General features: G+C 41.5%; 14 protein-coding genes. 13 read left to right on the top strand and 1 reads right to left on the bottom strand.

Annotated features, from left to right (window positions below; genetic code table 11):
• Positions 1-3: 3 nt before the first annotated feature.
• The 13 genes from frr to dnaE are packed head-to-tail and all read left to right on the top strand — an operon-like array spanning position 4 to position 15,023.
• Positions 4-561, top strand: coding sequence for a ribosome recycling factor (gene frr / locus FET73_RS01625; RefSeq protein ID WP_154222165.1), 558 nt, complete (start codon positions 4-6; stop codon positions 559-561).
• A gap of 26 nt (positions 562-587) precedes the next feature.
• Complete coding sequence (uppS, locus tag FET73_RS01620) at positions 588-1,301, top strand: polyprenyl diphosphate synthase (protein WP_154222164.1); 714 nt, start codon at positions 588-590, stop codon at positions 1,299-1,301.
• Complete coding sequence (locus tag FET73_RS01615) at positions 1,294-2,100, top strand: phosphatidate cytidylyltransferase (RefSeq protein ID WP_154222163.1); 807 nt, start codon at positions 1,294-1,296, stop codon at positions 2,098-2,100. The genes uppS and FET73_RS01615 overlap by 8 nt, the downstream gene beginning before the upstream one ends.
• Positions 2,097-3,275 (top strand): 1-deoxy-D-xylulose-5-phosphate reductoisomerase, encoded by a 1,179-nt coding sequence (gene dxr, locus FET73_RS01610; protein ID WP_154222162.1) that lies wholly within the window; start codon positions 2,097-2,099, stop codon positions 3,273-3,275. The genes FET73_RS01615 and dxr overlap by 4 nt, the downstream gene beginning before the upstream one ends.
• On the top strand, positions 3,272-4,636 hold the full coding sequence (gene rseP / locus FET73_RS01605; protein WP_154222161.1) for an RIP metalloprotease RseP: 1,365 nt from the start codon (positions 3,272-3,274) through the stop codon (positions 4,634-4,636). The genes dxr and rseP overlap by 4 nt, the downstream gene beginning before the upstream one ends.
• Before the next feature lie 29 nt (positions 4,637-4,665).
• Positions 4,666-7,137 (top strand): outer membrane protein assembly factor BamA, encoded by a 2,472-nt coding sequence (bamA, locus tag FET73_RS01600; protein ID WP_154222160.1) that lies wholly within the window; start codon positions 4,666-4,668, stop codon positions 7,135-7,137.
• A 3-nt stretch (positions 7,138-7,140) separates the two neighbouring features.
• Positions 7,141-7,641 carry an OmpH/Skp family outer membrane protein gene (locus tag FET73_RS01595; RefSeq protein WP_154222159.1) on the top strand — a complete coding sequence of 167 codons (501 nt, stop codon included), beginning with the start codon at positions 7,141-7,143 and terminating at the stop codon, positions 7,639-7,641.
• A 7-nt stretch (positions 7,642-7,648) separates the two neighbouring features.
• Positions 7,649-8,659, top strand: a complete 1,011-nt coding sequence (gene lpxD, locus FET73_RS01590; RefSeq protein WP_154222158.1) for a UDP-3-O-(3-hydroxymyristoyl)glucosamine N-acyltransferase — start codon at positions 7,649-7,651, stop codon at positions 8,657-8,659.
• On the top strand, positions 8,656-9,114 hold the full coding sequence (gene fabZ / locus FET73_RS01585) for a 3-hydroxyacyl-ACP dehydratase FabZ (protein ID WP_154222157.1): 459 nt from the start codon (positions 8,656-8,658) through the stop codon (positions 9,112-9,114). The genes lpxD and fabZ overlap by 4 nt, the downstream gene beginning before the upstream one ends.
• Positions 9,111-9,875: an acyl-ACP--UDP-N-acetylglucosamine O-acyltransferase gene (gene lpxA, locus FET73_RS01580; protein WP_154222156.1), complete on the top strand. Its 765-nt coding sequence runs from the start codon at positions 9,111-9,113 to the stop codon at positions 9,873-9,875. Before fabZ ends, lpxA begins: the two co-directional genes overlap by 4 nt.
• Positions 9,875-10,984: a lipid-A-disaccharide synthase gene (gene lpxB, locus FET73_RS01575; RefSeq protein ID WP_154222155.1), complete on the top strand. Its 1,110-nt coding sequence runs from the start codon at positions 9,875-9,877 to the stop codon at positions 10,982-10,984. Before lpxA ends, lpxB begins: the two co-directional genes overlap by 1 nt.
• Positions 10,981-11,574 (top strand): ribonuclease HII, encoded by a 594-nt coding sequence (locus FET73_RS01570; protein ID WP_154222154.1) that lies wholly within the window; start codon positions 10,981-10,983, stop codon positions 11,572-11,574. Before lpxB ends, FET73_RS01570 begins: the two co-directional genes overlap by 4 nt.
• Complete coding sequence (gene dnaE / locus FET73_RS01565) at positions 11,574-15,023, top strand: DNA polymerase III subunit alpha (RefSeq protein ID WP_154222153.1); 3,450 nt, start codon at positions 11,574-11,576, stop codon at positions 15,021-15,023. Before FET73_RS01570 ends, dnaE begins: the two co-directional genes overlap by 1 nt.
• A gap of 59 nt (positions 15,024-15,082) precedes the next feature.
• Here the strand turns inward: dnaE and FET73_RS01560 are convergent, their stop codons facing one another.
• Positions 15,083-16,714 (bottom strand): cation:proton antiporter family protein, encoded by a 1,632-nt coding sequence (locus FET73_RS01560; protein WP_154222152.1) that lies wholly within the window; start codon positions 16,712-16,714, stop codon positions 15,083-15,085.
• Positions 16,715-16,752: the final 38 nt, after the last annotated feature.

The following is a 16,752-nucleotide window of genomic DNA, read 5'->3' as shown; positions in this document are numbered from 1 at the left end:
TAAATGATAAATGACATAGTCAAAGAAGCTGGCGACAGAATGAGTAAGAGCATAGATTCATTACACCATGAATTAAAGGGCGTAAGAACAGGGCGTGCTAATACCAGCTTGTTAGATGGGATGACAGTTGATTATTACGGTTCTGCTACGGCCTTAAATCAAGTGGCTAACGTGGCAGTACAAGATTCAAGAACATTGACAGTAACACCTTGGGAAAAAACCATGATACAGCCGATTGAAAAGGCCATCATGAGTTCCAGTTTAGGATTAAATCCTGTCAGTGCTGGCATGACCATACGAATCCCTCTACCTCCTTTAACTGAAGAGCGTCGTAAAGAATTGGTTAAAGTTGTGGGTTCAATTGCAGAAAACAGCAAGATTGCGATTAGAAATATCCGTCGTGATGCGAACACATCATTAAAAAACCTTTTGAATGATAAAGACATCACTGAAGATGATTTGCACGGTGGTGAAAAGCAAATTCAAGATGTGACCGATCAATATGTTAAAAAAGTTGATGAAGTGGTTGCAGAGAAAGAAAAAGAGTTGATGGAAATATAATTTATATTTATCCAGAGATTTTAACTATGTCAATTCAGCACATCGCCATCATCATGGACGGAAACGGGCGATGGGCGACTCAAAGAAAGCGACCTCGGACTATGGGACACCAAGCCGGGGTTAAGGCTGTTAGAAAGACGATTCAAGCTGTAGCCAAATTAGGCATTCCACATTTGACTTTATTTGCCTTCAGTAGTGAAAACTGGAACAGGCCAGAAAAAGAAGTCAGTAAACTGATGGATCTGTTTCTCAACTCAATCCAAAAAGAAACACCCGAATTGAATGCCCAAGGCGTGAGGTTAAACTTCATTGGGGATTTATCTCGTTTTTCAGAAAAGCTGCAAACAAAAATGTCTCAAGCCTCATCTAAAATTCCAGAAAATCAACGACTGATGCTTAACATTGCGGTTAATTACGGTGGTCAATGGGACATTGTGCAGGCAGCTAAACAATGTTGTGAAAAAGTTTTGGCTGCACCTGAATTAATTCAGCACTTAGGTCAGGAAGAGTTTGCTGCACATTTGTCACTTTCAGGCCAACCTGATGTTGATGTATTAATCAGAACAGGTGGAGAGCACAGGATTTCTAACTTTTTATTGTGGCAATCTGCCTATGCAGAAATTTTCTTTGAAGATATGTTGTGGCCTGATTTTGATGAAACACATGTACAATCAGTTGTTGAAAGGTATTTAAAAAGAGAACGCCGTTTCGGCCAAACAAGCGAGCAAATCAATGCTTAAACAAAGAATAATAACCGCTTTATTACTGGGGCCTTTGGTTTTGGCTATTGTCATTTGGGGCGATAAGAAATGGTTCATGGCATTGACCGCTGTGATTCAAGTGGCCAGTGTGTATGAGTGGCTGAAGATGAACCGCTTACCTTTCATGGCTTCTATTGTGTTAGCGGTTATAGTCACTGCAGGTAGTTGTTATTTTGCTCATTTGATGATGGTAACGCCAGGGTTTGCTCAACATTATGTACTGATAGCATTTGGGTTGGTTTGGGTTGTGGCATTATTGTGGTTGTGGCAATTTAAATTGGGTCATGAAAACAGAAAAGCGCAATTGTTTTTAAAAGCCATATTGGGTACTGAAGCCATTGCTTTGTTTGCAATTGCCTTTTTGATGATTCGGGTAGAAGATCAAGGACAATGGTGGGCATTGATATTGTTGCTGACTATTTGGGTGGCAGATGTTGGCGCCTATTTCAGTGGTAAAACTTTTGGAAAAAACAAGTTGGCGATCAATATCAGCCCAGGTAAAACATGGGAAGGTGTCATTGGTGCACAGTTATTTGTTATTGGGTTTGCCTTGATGGTTTCGCATTATATGCCGATAGACTGGCAAACAAGTTTGTGGGTCTTCCCATTGGTGGCTTTGTTTTCAGTTGTAGGTGATTTGGCGGCCAGCTTGGGTAAACGCCAAGCAGGTATTAAAGACAGTTCAAATTTATTACCTGGCCATGGTGGTTTTATTGACCGCTTTGACAGCTTGATTGCAGCAGCGCCATTGTATTATATGCTGTTGTTTGTGTTATGAAACAAGTTGCCTTATTGGGAGCCACAGGGTCAATTGGTGATTCTACCTGTGCCATTTTAAGAAAGCATCCAGATCAGTTTAACTTGTTCGCTTTGAGTGCCCATAGCAATTGGAAAAAAGCATTACAATTAATCACAGAGTTCAAACCCCAGCATGTTGTCATAACAGATGAGCAGAGTTATCTTTTATTAAAGTCTGAATTGAACGATATAAATGTCTCCATTCACAGTGGATCAGATGCATTGGATGAATTAGTGAAAATGACTGAGATAGACCTTGTCGTTGCGGCCATAGTTGGTAGTGCAGGCATGTCTTCAGTTTTGGCAGCTACTGAAGCAGGGAAAACACTGTTATTGGCGAATAAAGAGTCTGTTGTGGCTGCCGGTGCTTTACTGATGCCTTTGTCATTAAAGACAGGCGCACACATCATACCTTTGGATTCAGAGCACAATGCGCTGTACCAATGTTTGCCTCAAAATTACCAAACGGGAATCACACCAGAACGTGTGTCACATTTGACATTAACTGCCTCGGGCGGACCCTTTTGGTCAAAGCCACTGTCTGAATTTCAACACATCACACCTGCTCAAGCAGTGGCCCATCCGCAATGGGATATGGGTGCGAAAATATCTGTTGATTCTGCCACTTTGATGAATAAAGGCCTCGAAGTGATTGAAGCCCACTGGTTGTTCAATATGCCTGAACATCACATTGAAGTTGTGGTTCATCCACAAAGTACGATACATTCCTTGGTGCACTATATTGATGGATCGGTGTTGGCACAACTAGGAACGCCAGACATGCAAATCCCGATTTCTTATGGATTGGGTTTAAGAGATCGATTAGCCAATGATGGAGATTTCTTAGATTTAATTGCGCTTTCTCGGCTTGACTTTTTGGCGCCGGACGATGAAAAGTTTCCCTGTCTGACCTTGGCTCGAGAAGCCATAAAAAAAGGCGGTACCGCACCAGCGGTATTGAATGCTGCCAATGAAATCAGTGTGGCTGAATTCCTGAAAGGTAATATCAAATTCATGGACATTGCGAATATCAATGCTTTTATAATGAATCGTTTTGATTTTGATGATGTAGAATCTTTGGCTCAATTATCCAGTACGGATCATGAAGTCAGGCTATTAACACAACAATTCATTCAACAGAAATTTTCAATATGACAGTTTTAGGTAATATTTTCTGGTTAATCGTCACTTTAGGCGTTTTAGTTACCATTCATGAAATGGGTCATTTTTGGGTGGCGCGTAGATTTGGTGTAAAAGTCATCAGATTTTGTGTGGGTTTTGGTAAGCCCATTTGGTCACGGTACGATAAACATGGAACAGAAATAGCCATTGCCCCCATTCCTCTCGGTGGCTATGTTAAGTTGTTAGACAGCAGAGACTGCGAAATCAGTGGTGAGCCTGCGCATGAGGTGTACAACAATAAACCCATATATCAACGCATGTTGATTATGGTTGCTGGACCTGCGTTTAACTTCATACTTGCGTTTGTTTTGTATTGGTTGATGTTTGTTGTTGGTAAACAAGAAATTCAACCCACATTGGGTGAGCCACAAAAAACCATGGCATCTGCTGGTTTTGAATATGGTGATCGTTTGAGAAGAATGGCCAATGAGGAGATTAAAACCTGGTCCGATGTTTCTTTGGCGTTGATTACCGCTGGTATTGACCGTTTGGATATTGAGGTCGAGGTTGAAACCATAAATGGTTCTTTGGTGAATAGAATCTTGCCGCTTTCGACTGTACCAGAACATGTGTCGGAAGAGGATTTAATAGATCATATCGGTTTGTCGCCCTGGCGCATTCCTGCCCCTGCTATCATGGCAGAATTGGATAAAAATTTGCCGGCATCACAAGCTGGTTTGAGGCAGGGAGATGAAATCACACATATCAATGGTGAAGTGGTTAATGATTGGTATGGTTTGGTTGAATCCGTTCAAAAAATTAATCGGCCACCAGTTGAAATTAGATTCATCAGAAGTGGTAAAGAACAACAAATTACGTTAGAAAAATTAGCGGTAAACCCAGATGATGAGAATAAGAAAGTTTTAGGTGTCAGGCCTCAGAATCCAGCTAAAAAAGACATCGCATTTATGCGAGAAATGTACTTTACATTAAGCTATGGCCCTTTGAAGGCCCTGGGTCAAGCGTGGAATGAAACGGGTAAAATTACTTCAAAGTCTTTGGAAATGATGTGGAAGTTGGTGACTGGCAAAGCTTCAGTTAAGAATTTATCAGGTCCAATTACCATTGCACAAGTGGCCAATGAATCTGCCGGACGAGGATTTGCTTGGTATTTATCTTTCCTTGCTTTGGTTAGCTTGAGCCTGGGTATTATCAACTTGATGCCAGTGCCTATGTTGGATGGTGGTCAAATGTTATTCCTTGCTTTTGAAAAAATTAAAGGCGCTCCTTTGAGTGAGCGTTTTGAAATAAGAGCCCAGATGGTGGGTATGTTTCTGCTACTTTCTTTGATGTCCGTAGCATTTTATAACGACATTTTACGTTCCTTGTCTTAAAATACAGCGAAAAAATAACGATAAAAACTATGCGAAAATTATTTTTACTTATGTTGGTGCTCGGCTTTTCTGCGCATGCAGTAGAACCGTTTACAGTTTCAGATATCAGAATTATTGGTGCTGATCGAATCTCTCACGGGACCATATTTTCATATTTACCAATCAAACGTGGTGATGAAGTCAATTCAGAAATGGTACGAGCTTCTGTCAGACGCGTGTTTGGTACAGGGTATTTTGAAGATGTAAAACTGGCAAAGGATGGCGATGTTTTGATTGTTCGTGTTGTTGAGCGTCCAGCAATTGCCACCATCAGTATTACGGGTAACAAAAGTATCAAAACCGAAGAGTTGATGGCTGGGTTGAGTAATATCGGTTTGGCTGAAGGCGAAGTTTACAATAAGTTAGAACTGGACCGTGTTCAAAATGAATTGACCAGACAGTTTTTTTCTCGAGGTAAATACAATGTTGAAATAAAAACACGTGTTAAAGATTTAGACAGAAATCGCGTGTTTATTGTTATTACTATTGATGAAGGTAAGTCAGCTAAGATTAAACACATCAAAGTGGTGGGGAACACCATTTTCAGTGACGAAGAATTAATTGACGTTTTTGAGTCTGACACATCAAATTGGTTGTCATGGTATTCTCAAGATGACCAATACTCCAAAGAAAAATTAAATGGAGATATAGAAAAATTAAAATCTTATTATATGGATCGCGGTTACATTAATACGGATGTGGAATCTGTACAAGTCACAATCAGTCAAGATAAAAAAGACATCTATATCACAGCCAATATGCAAGAAGGTGAATTACACACCTTTGGAAAGCAAGAAATTACTGGTGAATTTATTTTTGACAAAAAAATAATGATGTCATACCTGATGACCAAAGAAGGCGAAAACTTTGCCCAAAATATGGTTGAATATTCAGCAGAACGTTTAAAGAGTGTTTTGGCCAATCGTGGCTATGCTTTTGCTGAAGTTGAACCTGTACCACAAATTAATGAAGAAGATAAAACTGTTGATATGACTTACTTTGTTAATCCAGGTAAAAAAGTTTATGTCAGGCGTGTTAACTTCATTGGTAATGTGAAAACCAAAGATGAGGTTCTGAGAAGGGAAATGCGTCAATTCGAGGGGGCGTGGTTTTCACAGGCATTGATAGACCGGTCTAAGTTAAGGTTGCAGCAAAAACCTTATTTTGAAACAGTAGAAATCGAAACGCCTCAGGTTCCTGGTACTGATGACCAAGTGGATGTGAATGTCAAAGTTGAAGAGCGTAACTCTGGTCAGTTCACTTTTGGTGTAGGTTATTCACAACTCAGTGGCTTAAATTTATCGGGCAGTGTTTCATTACAAAATTTATTGGGGTCTGGTAACACGGTATCAGTAGCTGTTAATACCAGTAACTACTATAAACGTTTGAATTTGTTTTATCAGGACCCTTATTTTACAGATGATGGCATCTCTATAGGGTACAGTATGAATTATTCAAACATTAACCAAGGTGAAGCGAATATAGCACGATTCAATTCAACCAATGGTTCTTTGGGTGTTCAAGCAAGTTTCCCAATTTCTGAGTTTGACCGCATTTTTACCAATTTATCATATGAGCGGGTTGCTTTGCGTGCCAACGAAGGGTCAAGTGCTTCAGCAATTATTGATGGGCTGATAGATTTGGGAGGTTATGCGTATAACTGTCAAACGATTATCAGGCCTGAGGATGATGAAGATTTACCTGTGTTAACGCCACAGTGTAATGATGGCGTAATACCGCCATATTCTGGCACTGATGAAGATCCAGAATTTATTAAAATTCCATATCAATACCGACGTGCTTTTACTTTGTATAAAGCAGAAGCGAGGTGGGCAAGAGATTCACGTAATCGCTTTTTTAACCCAACCAGTGGTAGCTATCATTCGATTGGTATTGAAGCGGCATTACCTAGCAGTACGGCAGAGTTTTACAAAATTAACTTGAAGGAAAATATTTTATTCCCTTTGAGTGATTCTTTTACTTTGTCTTTGAAAGGTGAAGTGGGTTATGGTGATGGTTATGGAGATACCAACGGCTTGCCTTTCTTCGAACATTTCTTTACTGGTGGTGTGAATTCAGTACGCGGTTACGATGACAATACTTTGGGTCCCAAATCAACCATCAATGATGACTTTTTCAACAACCCTGATTTGCCCGTTACTTCAAGAGAAGGTGATGCTGTGGGTGGTTCTTTTAAAGTGGTTGGATCTGCGGAATTAATATTCCCTCCACCATTTGCTAAAGATTCTAATGCGGCACGATTGGCTTGGTTTATTGATGTGGGTAACGTTTTTGAAGACTTTGATTCTTTTGAAGCACGCGAGTTAAGGATGTCAACAGGGGTTGCCCTTAAATGGCAAGCGCCCATGGGTCCAATTGTGATAAGCTATGCCTATCCGTTTAACAGTGACCGATTTGACAATGTTGAGAAGTTGCAATTTACCTTTGGTAACACGTTCTAAAAAATGAACAAGCATCAGCTAATTTTGATTTTATTGTTATCCAGCAATGTGCTTTGGGCAGCGGGTAAAATTGGCTATGTGGACATGAACATACTCATCAGTGAGTCGCCTCAGATTTTGCAAGCAAACCAAAATTTAACTGCAGAATTTGAGGCTGAAAACCAAAAAATTTCACAACAAGAATCAGACCTCTCCTCATTAGAAAAACGCATCACACAAGAAGGTCCGTTGATGACTACTGATGAATTGCTGAAGTTACAAGAGCGCGCTCGAATATTAGAGCGTCAGGTTCGACGTGCAAAAGAAGATTTAAAAGATGCGATTACCATTCGAAACTCTCAAATGGTTGATGAGGTGCAAGCAGAACTAAAAAAAGTCGTAACAGAGTATGCAGAAAACAACGGATTTGATGCCATTTTAATTAATGCCATTTTATATGTTAACGACGAAGTGGACATTACTGACGAAATTTTGGCGCAATTGCGACAAAGCCACAACCAATAATAAAGCCATGAAATCTTTGGCGCAAATAGCAGCAAGTCTTGAATTAGATTTCCGTGGTGACGGTGATTATATGCTCTCTTCGGTAGGCACATTAGCTGCTTCACAACCCGATCAAATCAGCTTCCTTGCTAACACCAAATACACAGATCAATTAAGAAACACCCAAGCAGGAGCCGTGATTTTAACCACACAGGATGCGGTTGATTATGAGGGTAATGTGCTGCTGGCACCTGATGCTTATGTGGCATTTGCTAAAGTGGCGCAATTGTTTGCTCAAGCCGATAAAAAACCTGCCAATATACATCAACAAACCGCAATAGATGCCACTGTAAATCTGGGTGTGGGGGTTGGTGTTGGTGCTTTTTCTGTTATAGGCCCTGGATGCCAAATTGGTGCGGGTTGTCAAATCGAAAATAATGTAACCATAGCCGAAGGCGTGATTTTAGGTGATGATTGTGTCATTAAATCCGGGGTGACTGTAGAAGCGGGTTGTCATTTGGGTGATCGTGTTGTCATTCATCCTGGTGCTGTGATTGGGGCAGATGGATTTGGTTTGGCCAGAGACACGAAAGGGTGGATTAAAATACCTCAGACAGGTGTGGTTATTATTGGTGATGATTGTGAAATTGGTGCCAACACGACTGTAGATTGCGGTGCCATAGAAAACACCGTATTAGGTAAAGATGTGCGTTTGGACAACCAAATTCAAATCGGTCACAATGTTCACATTGGTGACCATACTGTGATTGCAGGTTGTACGGCAGTTGCAGGGTCTACTCAAATAGGTAAAAATTGTTTAATTGGTGGTGGCGTTGGTATTGTTGGCCACATAAAAATATGTGATGAAGTGATCGTTCAGGCCATGAGCCTGGTAACCCATAGCATAAAGAAAAAAGGCAATTACAGTGCAGCGTCACCTTTACAAGAAACCAAAAACTGGCGTAAAAATGCGGTCAGATTTCGCCAGTTAGATCAATTGGCAAGAAAAGTGAATCAAATAGAGAAAAAAATAAAATGACAACTGAAGTTACAAACGGCACCATAGGCGTTGAAGAAATCATGAACCTGATACCGCACCGCTACCCTTTTTTATTGGTCGATAAGGTGCTTTCATATGTGCCTGGAGAATCCATCACAGCAATCAAAAATGTCACCTTTAATGAACCACAGTTTACAGGTCATTTTCCTGACCATCCAGTGATGCCTGGTGTGATGATAGTTGAAGCCATGGCTCAAGCTGCTGGTGTGTTGACTCAATTGAGTCGTGACGGACAGGCGGATGATGCCTTGTTTTATTTGGTCAAAGTAGACAAGGCCAAATTCAGTAAAGTGGTTGTGCCAGGAGATCAAATGGTGATGGAATGCCATATAAAAAAGGTCATTAAAAACATGACCATGTATACAGGGACCGTAAAAGTTGATGGAAAGGTTGCGGCCAAAGCAGAGTTCTTATGTGCAGAGAAGAGTAAATGATACACTCAACAGCCATCATTGAAGCAGGGGCAAAAGTCGCCGATGATGTGGTGATTGGTCCTTACTGTATTATTGGGCCGAAAGTTACCATAGGTTCCGGATCTGTTTTAAAGTCTCACGTTGTGGTTTCTGGCCGGACTTCAATTGGAAAAAATAACAAAATTTATCCTTTTGCATCTATTGGTGAAGACCCTCAGGATAAAAAATTTGCAGATGAAGACACACAAGTTGTCATTGGCGATGGTAATACCATCCGTGAATATGTGACCATCAATTTGGGCACGACTGATGACAAAGGCATCACAAAAGTGGGGGATGACAATTGGATCATGGCTTATGTTCATATTGCACATGATTGTCAGGTGGGTAATCACACCATTATGGCCAACGGCACCACTTTGGCCGGCCATGTTCACATTCATGACCATGTGATTCTGGGTGGTTTCAGTAAATTACATCAGTTCTGTCGAATCGGTGCACATGCTTTTGCTGCTATGGATTCAGGTTTTCAAAAAGACGTACCGCCTTTTGTTATGGCACAAGGCAGTCCTGCGATTCCTAGGGCCATTAATTTTGAAGGATTGAAACGACGCGGTTTTTCAAAAGAGCGTATAGGCATGATAAAGAAAGGTTTCAGGTTGTTGTATAAGTCAGATTTACCTTTGGCAGAAGCGGTAGCAGAGATGAAGAAGCTTGAATCTGATGATGTACAGTTGATGATTGATTTCATCGAACGATCGGAACGCAGCATCATTCGCTGATGACACAAAAAGTCTACAAAATCGCCTTGGTGGCAGGTGAAGCTTCCAGCGATTTGTTGGGTGCTGATCTAATAGAACAAATTCAAAAAAGACCAGAATGCTATGAAATCATGGCCGTTGGTGGCCCCAAAATAAAAGCCACTGGTGTCAATGTCATTCAAGACAATGAAGACTTTGCTGTTATGGGCTTGTTTGAAGTCTTGAAAGACTTACCCAAGTTATTGCGTTTAAAAAAGACCATAGTTAAAAAAATCATAGATTATCAACCGGATGTTTTTATTGGCGTTGATTCACCTGACCTGAATTTTTCCATTGCAAAATCGCTTAAACTTCATGGCATTAAAGTCATGCATTATGTCAGCCCATCTGTTTGGGCGTGGCGACCCGGTCGGGTACAAAAAATGAAACAATTTATCGATCATGTGATGTGCTTGTTTCCGTTTGAACCAGAGATTTATAGAGCATCGGGTATGGGGGCCAGTTTTGTCGGTCACAGCTTGGCTCAAAACATTGATCCTGAATTTTCAAAACCTAACAATGAAACGCCTTTATTGGCTATATTGCCTGGTAGTAGGAACAGGGAAATAGAAACGTTGATGCCATTATTCTTACGTGTAGCCAGTCAGCTACCGAATATACAATTGGCCAGCTGCAATGTTTCAAAAGAAAAACAACAAAGATGTGAGGCCATGGCAAAAGAGGCAGGAGTCAAAATGCTGTGGTTTGACGATGCGACTGAATTGTTAAAGCAAGCAGACTTTGCTTTATTGGGTTCAGGCACTGTTGCATTACAAGCCATGCTGTGTCAAACACCTATGGTTGTGGCTTATAAAATATCGAAAATTACATGGTTTATAGTAAAATCCTTTCGCATGATGCAGCTGCCTTACTATAGCCTGCCTAACGTATTGCACGGCGGTTTTTTGGTGCCTGAAGTGATGCAAAAAGAATTAACAGAAGTCAATCTTCTAACCACTCTGAACCATTTAATGACGGACAAAGATTTACCAAAACTAAAAGCCAGATTCAAACAAATACATTTGAGCTTATTGTCTCCCAGTGAAGGTGCTTCAGCGGCCCAGGTGCACCAGTTCTTGGAGTCATCATGAAGGCAGTGAAATTAACAGCAGGGGTCGATGAAGCCGGTCGCGGCCCTTTGGCCGGCCCGGTAACAGTCTCAGCGGTGATATTGCCTGACGAATTGCCCGATGAACTATTGGCATTAGATGACTCTAAAAAATTGTCAGAAAAAAAAAGGTTGGCTTTGTTAGCACCCATAAAGTCACACGCACTGGCATGGACTGTTGTTCATGTTTCAGTAGAAGAAATAGATCAAATCAATATATTTCAGGCCACCATGAAAGGAATGACTCAAGCGGTGAATGATCTGGCGGTTACACCTGATTTTGTTCAAATAGATGGTAACAAAATTCCACAGAATTTGTGCATAAATTCTGAAGCCATTGTTGGTGGCGATGGTAAAGTGGCTGCGATTTCAGCGGCCAGCATTTTGGCGAAGTCTGCCCGCGATGAGTTGATGCAGGAGTTAGGATATGACCACCCAGAATATGGTTTTGAGCGCCACAAAGGCTATGGTACAGCTGCACACATGATTGCTTTGAAAAAACATGGGCCTTGTGCTGCACACAGAAAAACATTTGCACCGGTTCGAGACTTGATTCAAGGGGAACTGTTCTGATGTCTCATCCACATTTTGTTCATTTAAATGTGCACACTGAATATTCGATAGTTGACTCAACCGTGCGCATTCCCCAATTGATTAAAAGTGTCAAAGACATGGGCATGCCAGCTGTGGCCATCACCGATGTGAATAATTTGTTTGCCACTATTAAGTTTTTTAAAGCAGCAAAAAACGCTGGCATCAAACCCATAGTGGGTGCTGATGTACTGGTGCAAAACGAAGACTTGCCTGACAAAACATGGGAAATGACCCTATTGTGTCAAGACGAGGCAGGTTATAAAAACTTAAGTATATTGCTATCAAAGGCCCAAAAACATGTGATTGGTCGTGGCACGCCTTGTGTCACCACTGAAATGATTAAAGCGCACAACAGTGGTTTGATTGCGCTTGCTGACTCAGTGGCCAGTGATGTGGGTTACTGGATTCAGAGTAAAAAGTTAGAACAGGCGGTTGATTGTTTGGTTGACTGGAAAAGCACATTTGGCGATCGTTATTATTTGGCTGTTGCCCAAATTAATCGGCCCAATGAAAAACAGATCAATGCAGCTGCCATGTATATGGCAGCCCATCAAAACATACCCATGGTCGCGTCAGGCCGTGTGCGTTTCATGGCGTCAGAAGATTACAGTGCCCATGAAGCCAGAATATGCATCAATCGAGGTGATGTTTTGGCCGACCCAAAACGTGACAAAGACTTTACAGATTCGCAGTATTTACGAAACCCTGAAGAGATGTCACAACTGTACAGTAAATTTCCTGTATTGCTCGAAAACAGCTATGAGATTGCCAAACGTTGTAATATAGATTTCAACTTCAAAGATTATTTTCTACCAGATTTTCCTGTGCCTGATGGCTTGACCATAGACGAATACTTCGCCAAATTGTGTGATGAGCTATTGACTAACCATTTGGCGACATTCGGGGTTGCAGAGGGTTATACAGAAGCCGACTACTTTGAACGTTTGCATCACGAAGTTAAAGTGATTTTAGGCATGGGCTTTCCGGGTTATTTCTTGATTGTATCTGACTTCATCAGGTGGTCAAAAGACAATGACATACCGGTTGGGCCTGGCCGGGGTTCAGGGGCAGGTTCATTGGTCGCTTATGTTTTAAAAATCACCAACTTAGATCCGTTAAAATATGAATTACTTTTTGAGCGGTTCTTGAATCCAGAACGTATTTCCATGCCCGACTTTGACGTCGATTTTTGTATGGACAGGCGTGATGAAGTGATTGCTTATGTGGGTGAAAAGTACGGTAAAGAAAAAGTCAGTCAGATCATCACTTATGGTTCTATGACGGCAAAAGCAGTGATTCGCGATTCAGGCCGTGTGTTGGGTTATCCTTATCCTGTGGTTGATGGAATTGCCAAGGTCATCCCTAATGAGTTAGGTATCACTTTGACTGAAGCCCTTGATTCACCAGAAATGGCGGAATTGAACCGTACCGATGATGAAGCCAATGAAGTGATTTCGTTGGGCCTAAAGTTAGAAGGGTTGAAGCGTAATGTAGGAAAACATGCCGGTGGTGTGGTGATAGCGCCCAGTGCGATTGCAGACTTTTGCCCGATTTACATTGAACAACAATCACAAAGCGTGGTTTCGCAATTCGATAAAGACGATGTTGAAACCATTGGATTGGTAAAGTTTGACTTCTTGGGGTTAAAAACCCTGACCATCATTGATTGGGCAATAAAGTCGATAGAGAACCAAACGGGTGAAAAAATAGACATCGATTTGATTCCTTTGGATGATGAGCCGACGTTTGAATTGCTGAGGGCTGCCAAAACAACTTCTGTATTCCAGTTGGAATCTGCGGGCATGCAAGCGCTGATCACACGTTTGAAACCAGACTGTTTTGAAGACATCATTGCTTTGGTGGCATTGTTTCGACCAGGCCCTTTGGATTCAGGCATGGTGGACACTTATGTGAAATGTAAACACGGCCAAGAACAGCCTGACTATATGCATGACAGTTTGGAAGAAATCCTCAAGCCCACATACGGCGTGATTTTGTACCAAGAGCAAGTGATGCAAATTGCACAAGTGCTGTCCAATTATACTTTGGGTGGGGCGGACATCTTACGTAAAGCGATGGGTAAAAAAATTGCTGAGGTGATGGAACAACAGAAGCAAATCTTTATTGATGGCGCGGTAGAGAATGACGTTGATGGTGAGCTCGCCGCTAAAATATTTAAAAACATTGAAACTTTTGCGGGTTATGGATTTAATAAATCCCATTCAGCGGCTTATGCTTTGGTTTCTTATCAGACCGCTTATTTAAAAACTCATTATCCAGCTCACTTTATGGCTGCTGTTTTATCTGCAGATATGGATTCAACAGATAAAATTGTTAACCAAATTCAAGACATCAATAACTTTGGTATTGAAGTTAAAATGCCTGATGTGAATCATTCGGTTTATCGATTCAAGGCGCGCGATGGCGCGATTCAATATGGTTTGGGAGCCATTAAAGGTGTGGGCGAGGGTGCGATTGAAGACATCGTTTTTCAGCGTGAGCAATCAGGCCCGTACAAATCATTCCAAGACCTGTGTAACCGCGTCAACTTACGTAAATGTAACAAACGCACCTTGGTGGCCTTGATTAATGGCGGTGCTTTTGACCATCTACACAACAATCGAAATCAACTGCTACAGGGTATGGAACAAGTCGTTAAAGCCGCAGATCAACAAAGCAAAGACCGAGATGCTGGGCAGTTTGATTTATTTGGCGGTATGGCGGACAACAGCTACCAAAGCATTTCGTTGCCTGAAGTTGAAGAAATGCCACTGTTAGAGAAGTTGTTAGCAGAAAAGGCAGTCTTAGGTTCGTTCATGTCAGATCACCCCATCAGGCCTGCCAGGTCCTATTTGGCCAACCAATGCAGTTATGAAATGAAACGCATGGTTGAAATGAATAAATTGATGGAATCAGGTGGTGATTTTCGCATGCTGGGTATGATTACTGGTATCAGGCCTGGTTTTAATGACAAAATGAAAATGATGCTGTCAGATGCCTCAGGCAGTTATGAGTTCACCTTAACTGCCAAACAGTTCGAAGAATACCAAGAGTTGCTCAACACCTATGATATCGTGATGATAGAAGGTGCTGCTGGAAAACGCACTTTCAAAGGCAAAGAGGGGGAAGATGACAAAGAGTACTTCGCTTGTACTATCAGCAGTATGATTGACCTCAATTCGGCCATTGCCATGTATTGTGATCGCTTGTGTTTTGTCAGCGAAAAGAACAGCGAACAATTGGTGAAAGATATAGACGATTTATTGAGTGAATTTGGTCGTGGAAAAGCCCAAATTTATGTCCATTACATCGGCAGTAAACAAAAAATCAACCTGCAGCTATCAGAAGATCATCGCATCAGACCCAGTTATGAATTGATAGAAAAGGCATTGGAAAAAGCTTCAATCCAAGATGTTTTAACGCATTGATCGTTGCATTTAATGATCAACCCCTTTTTTGGGGTTTACGGGCCAATCAAAGGAGCTTGTTATAGCTTAGAAGCGGGCCCTTGCAAGATTTTGTCACACATTCCCTGGCTTAATACCTGTTGTGTGAAACCACTGCCAGCTTGTATGAAGACGTTGAATACACTGTGAACACCTGCATCTTTATAGGCTTCTATTTCTTCTTCAAAGTGGGTGGTGGCAGCAATTTGGCCATCAAAATTTAGTGCTTTCAGTTGTTCAACCACTGCCATAGAAGCATTGATGTTAGGTAATGCAATCATCACCAACTTTAACTCATGGCTTTCTAGTACACGGTCCCAAAAGTCAGCATCACTTGGGTCTCCTTGAATCATACGACGATCAGGACTGGCTTTATCAGCAATCACATCAGGGTTGATATCAATGCCAATCACACGGTTTCCTAAATATTCATGCATGCTGTCATACGCACCACAGCCAACTCGGCCTATGCCAATAATGGCAACTTCAGCACCAGAGATGTCGACTTCCTGGTCATCTGCAAGTCGTTCTTTCCTTTGCCAACGACGCCACCAGCTCCGGTATTTAACAAAGTTGTGATGGGCTTGAGCGTTTAATATAGCTGCCAATATTTGAGATAAGGTCATGGCCACAGCAATGGTCACCAACCAGGAGGCTGATATCCATTGATTGGCCACACACATGGCAACAACAATTAGACCAAACTCACTGTAGTTACTTAAGTTCAATGTGGCCATCAAACTGGTTCGTGCTCGTAATTTAAACCGAGTGAACAGTAAATAAAACAAAGCGGATTTAAACAGCACCAAAGCCAATAACACAAACCCCATGCCAATGTGCATCCATGTCAGTTCGCCAGTTAAGCCTATAGAAATAAAGAACCCAAGCAGGAATAAATCTTTGAACGACATCATGGTTTTGGCCATGTCCCTGGCACGGCTGTGATTGGACAGCATTAAACCCATGATTAAGGCACCTAAATCGCCTTTGATACCAACAAATTCAAATAACAGTGAGCCGCCCATAGATAAAATAAAGCCTAACAATACCAACAGTTCATCGTGGCCCATGGCATTTAAAATGCGTGATATTAAATGCCGTGTAGGCCACAATAACAACAGCCCAAGTGCCCAAGCGGAGGGAGGCTTTCCTGTGGAAATTGCCATGAACAACACAGCAAAAATATCCTGGATGACCAAAACGCCAATAGCAATGCGACCATGGCGTGAATAATATTCACCTTTGTCCTCAAGAATTTTGACCACAAAAACGGTGCTGGAAAAACTCAGTGCAAATGCAATGATTAATAAAGTATTGTTAGATAGTCCTAAATATTGCGTCATACCCAACCATGAGAAAAATTTAAAAACCAAAGCAAAAAAGAGCACAGTTAAGAGGGTATGCACAGATGTGACTGCCCAAATATGTGGTTTGATGAGATTTTTGACTTTGATTTTTAAACCAATGGTAAAGAGTAATAGGGTAATGCCGACGGAAGACAGCTGTTTGAATAATTGAAGGTTAAGCGTGGGGAAGTGTTGGATGATGAAGCCTGCGACTAAAAAGCCTACCAAAGGCGGTAAATGAAACCGCTTGGCTAACATCCCCAAAGTGAAGGCCACAATCACCCAAGACACTTCGCTGAATGCCATTACCATCTCTGCAAACTTCATCGGTTGATTCTCATGTTCAATCTGTGGTCCAGTGTCAA

This window comes from Marinicella rhabdoformis, from assembly GCF_009671245.1.
Classification (GTDB): domain Bacteria; phylum Pseudomonadota; class Gammaproteobacteria; order Xanthomonadales; family Marinicellaceae; genus Marinicella; species Marinicella rhabdoformis.
Note: the sequence above shows the minus strand (reverse complement) of the source record. Positions and strands in the feature narration are given on the sequence as shown.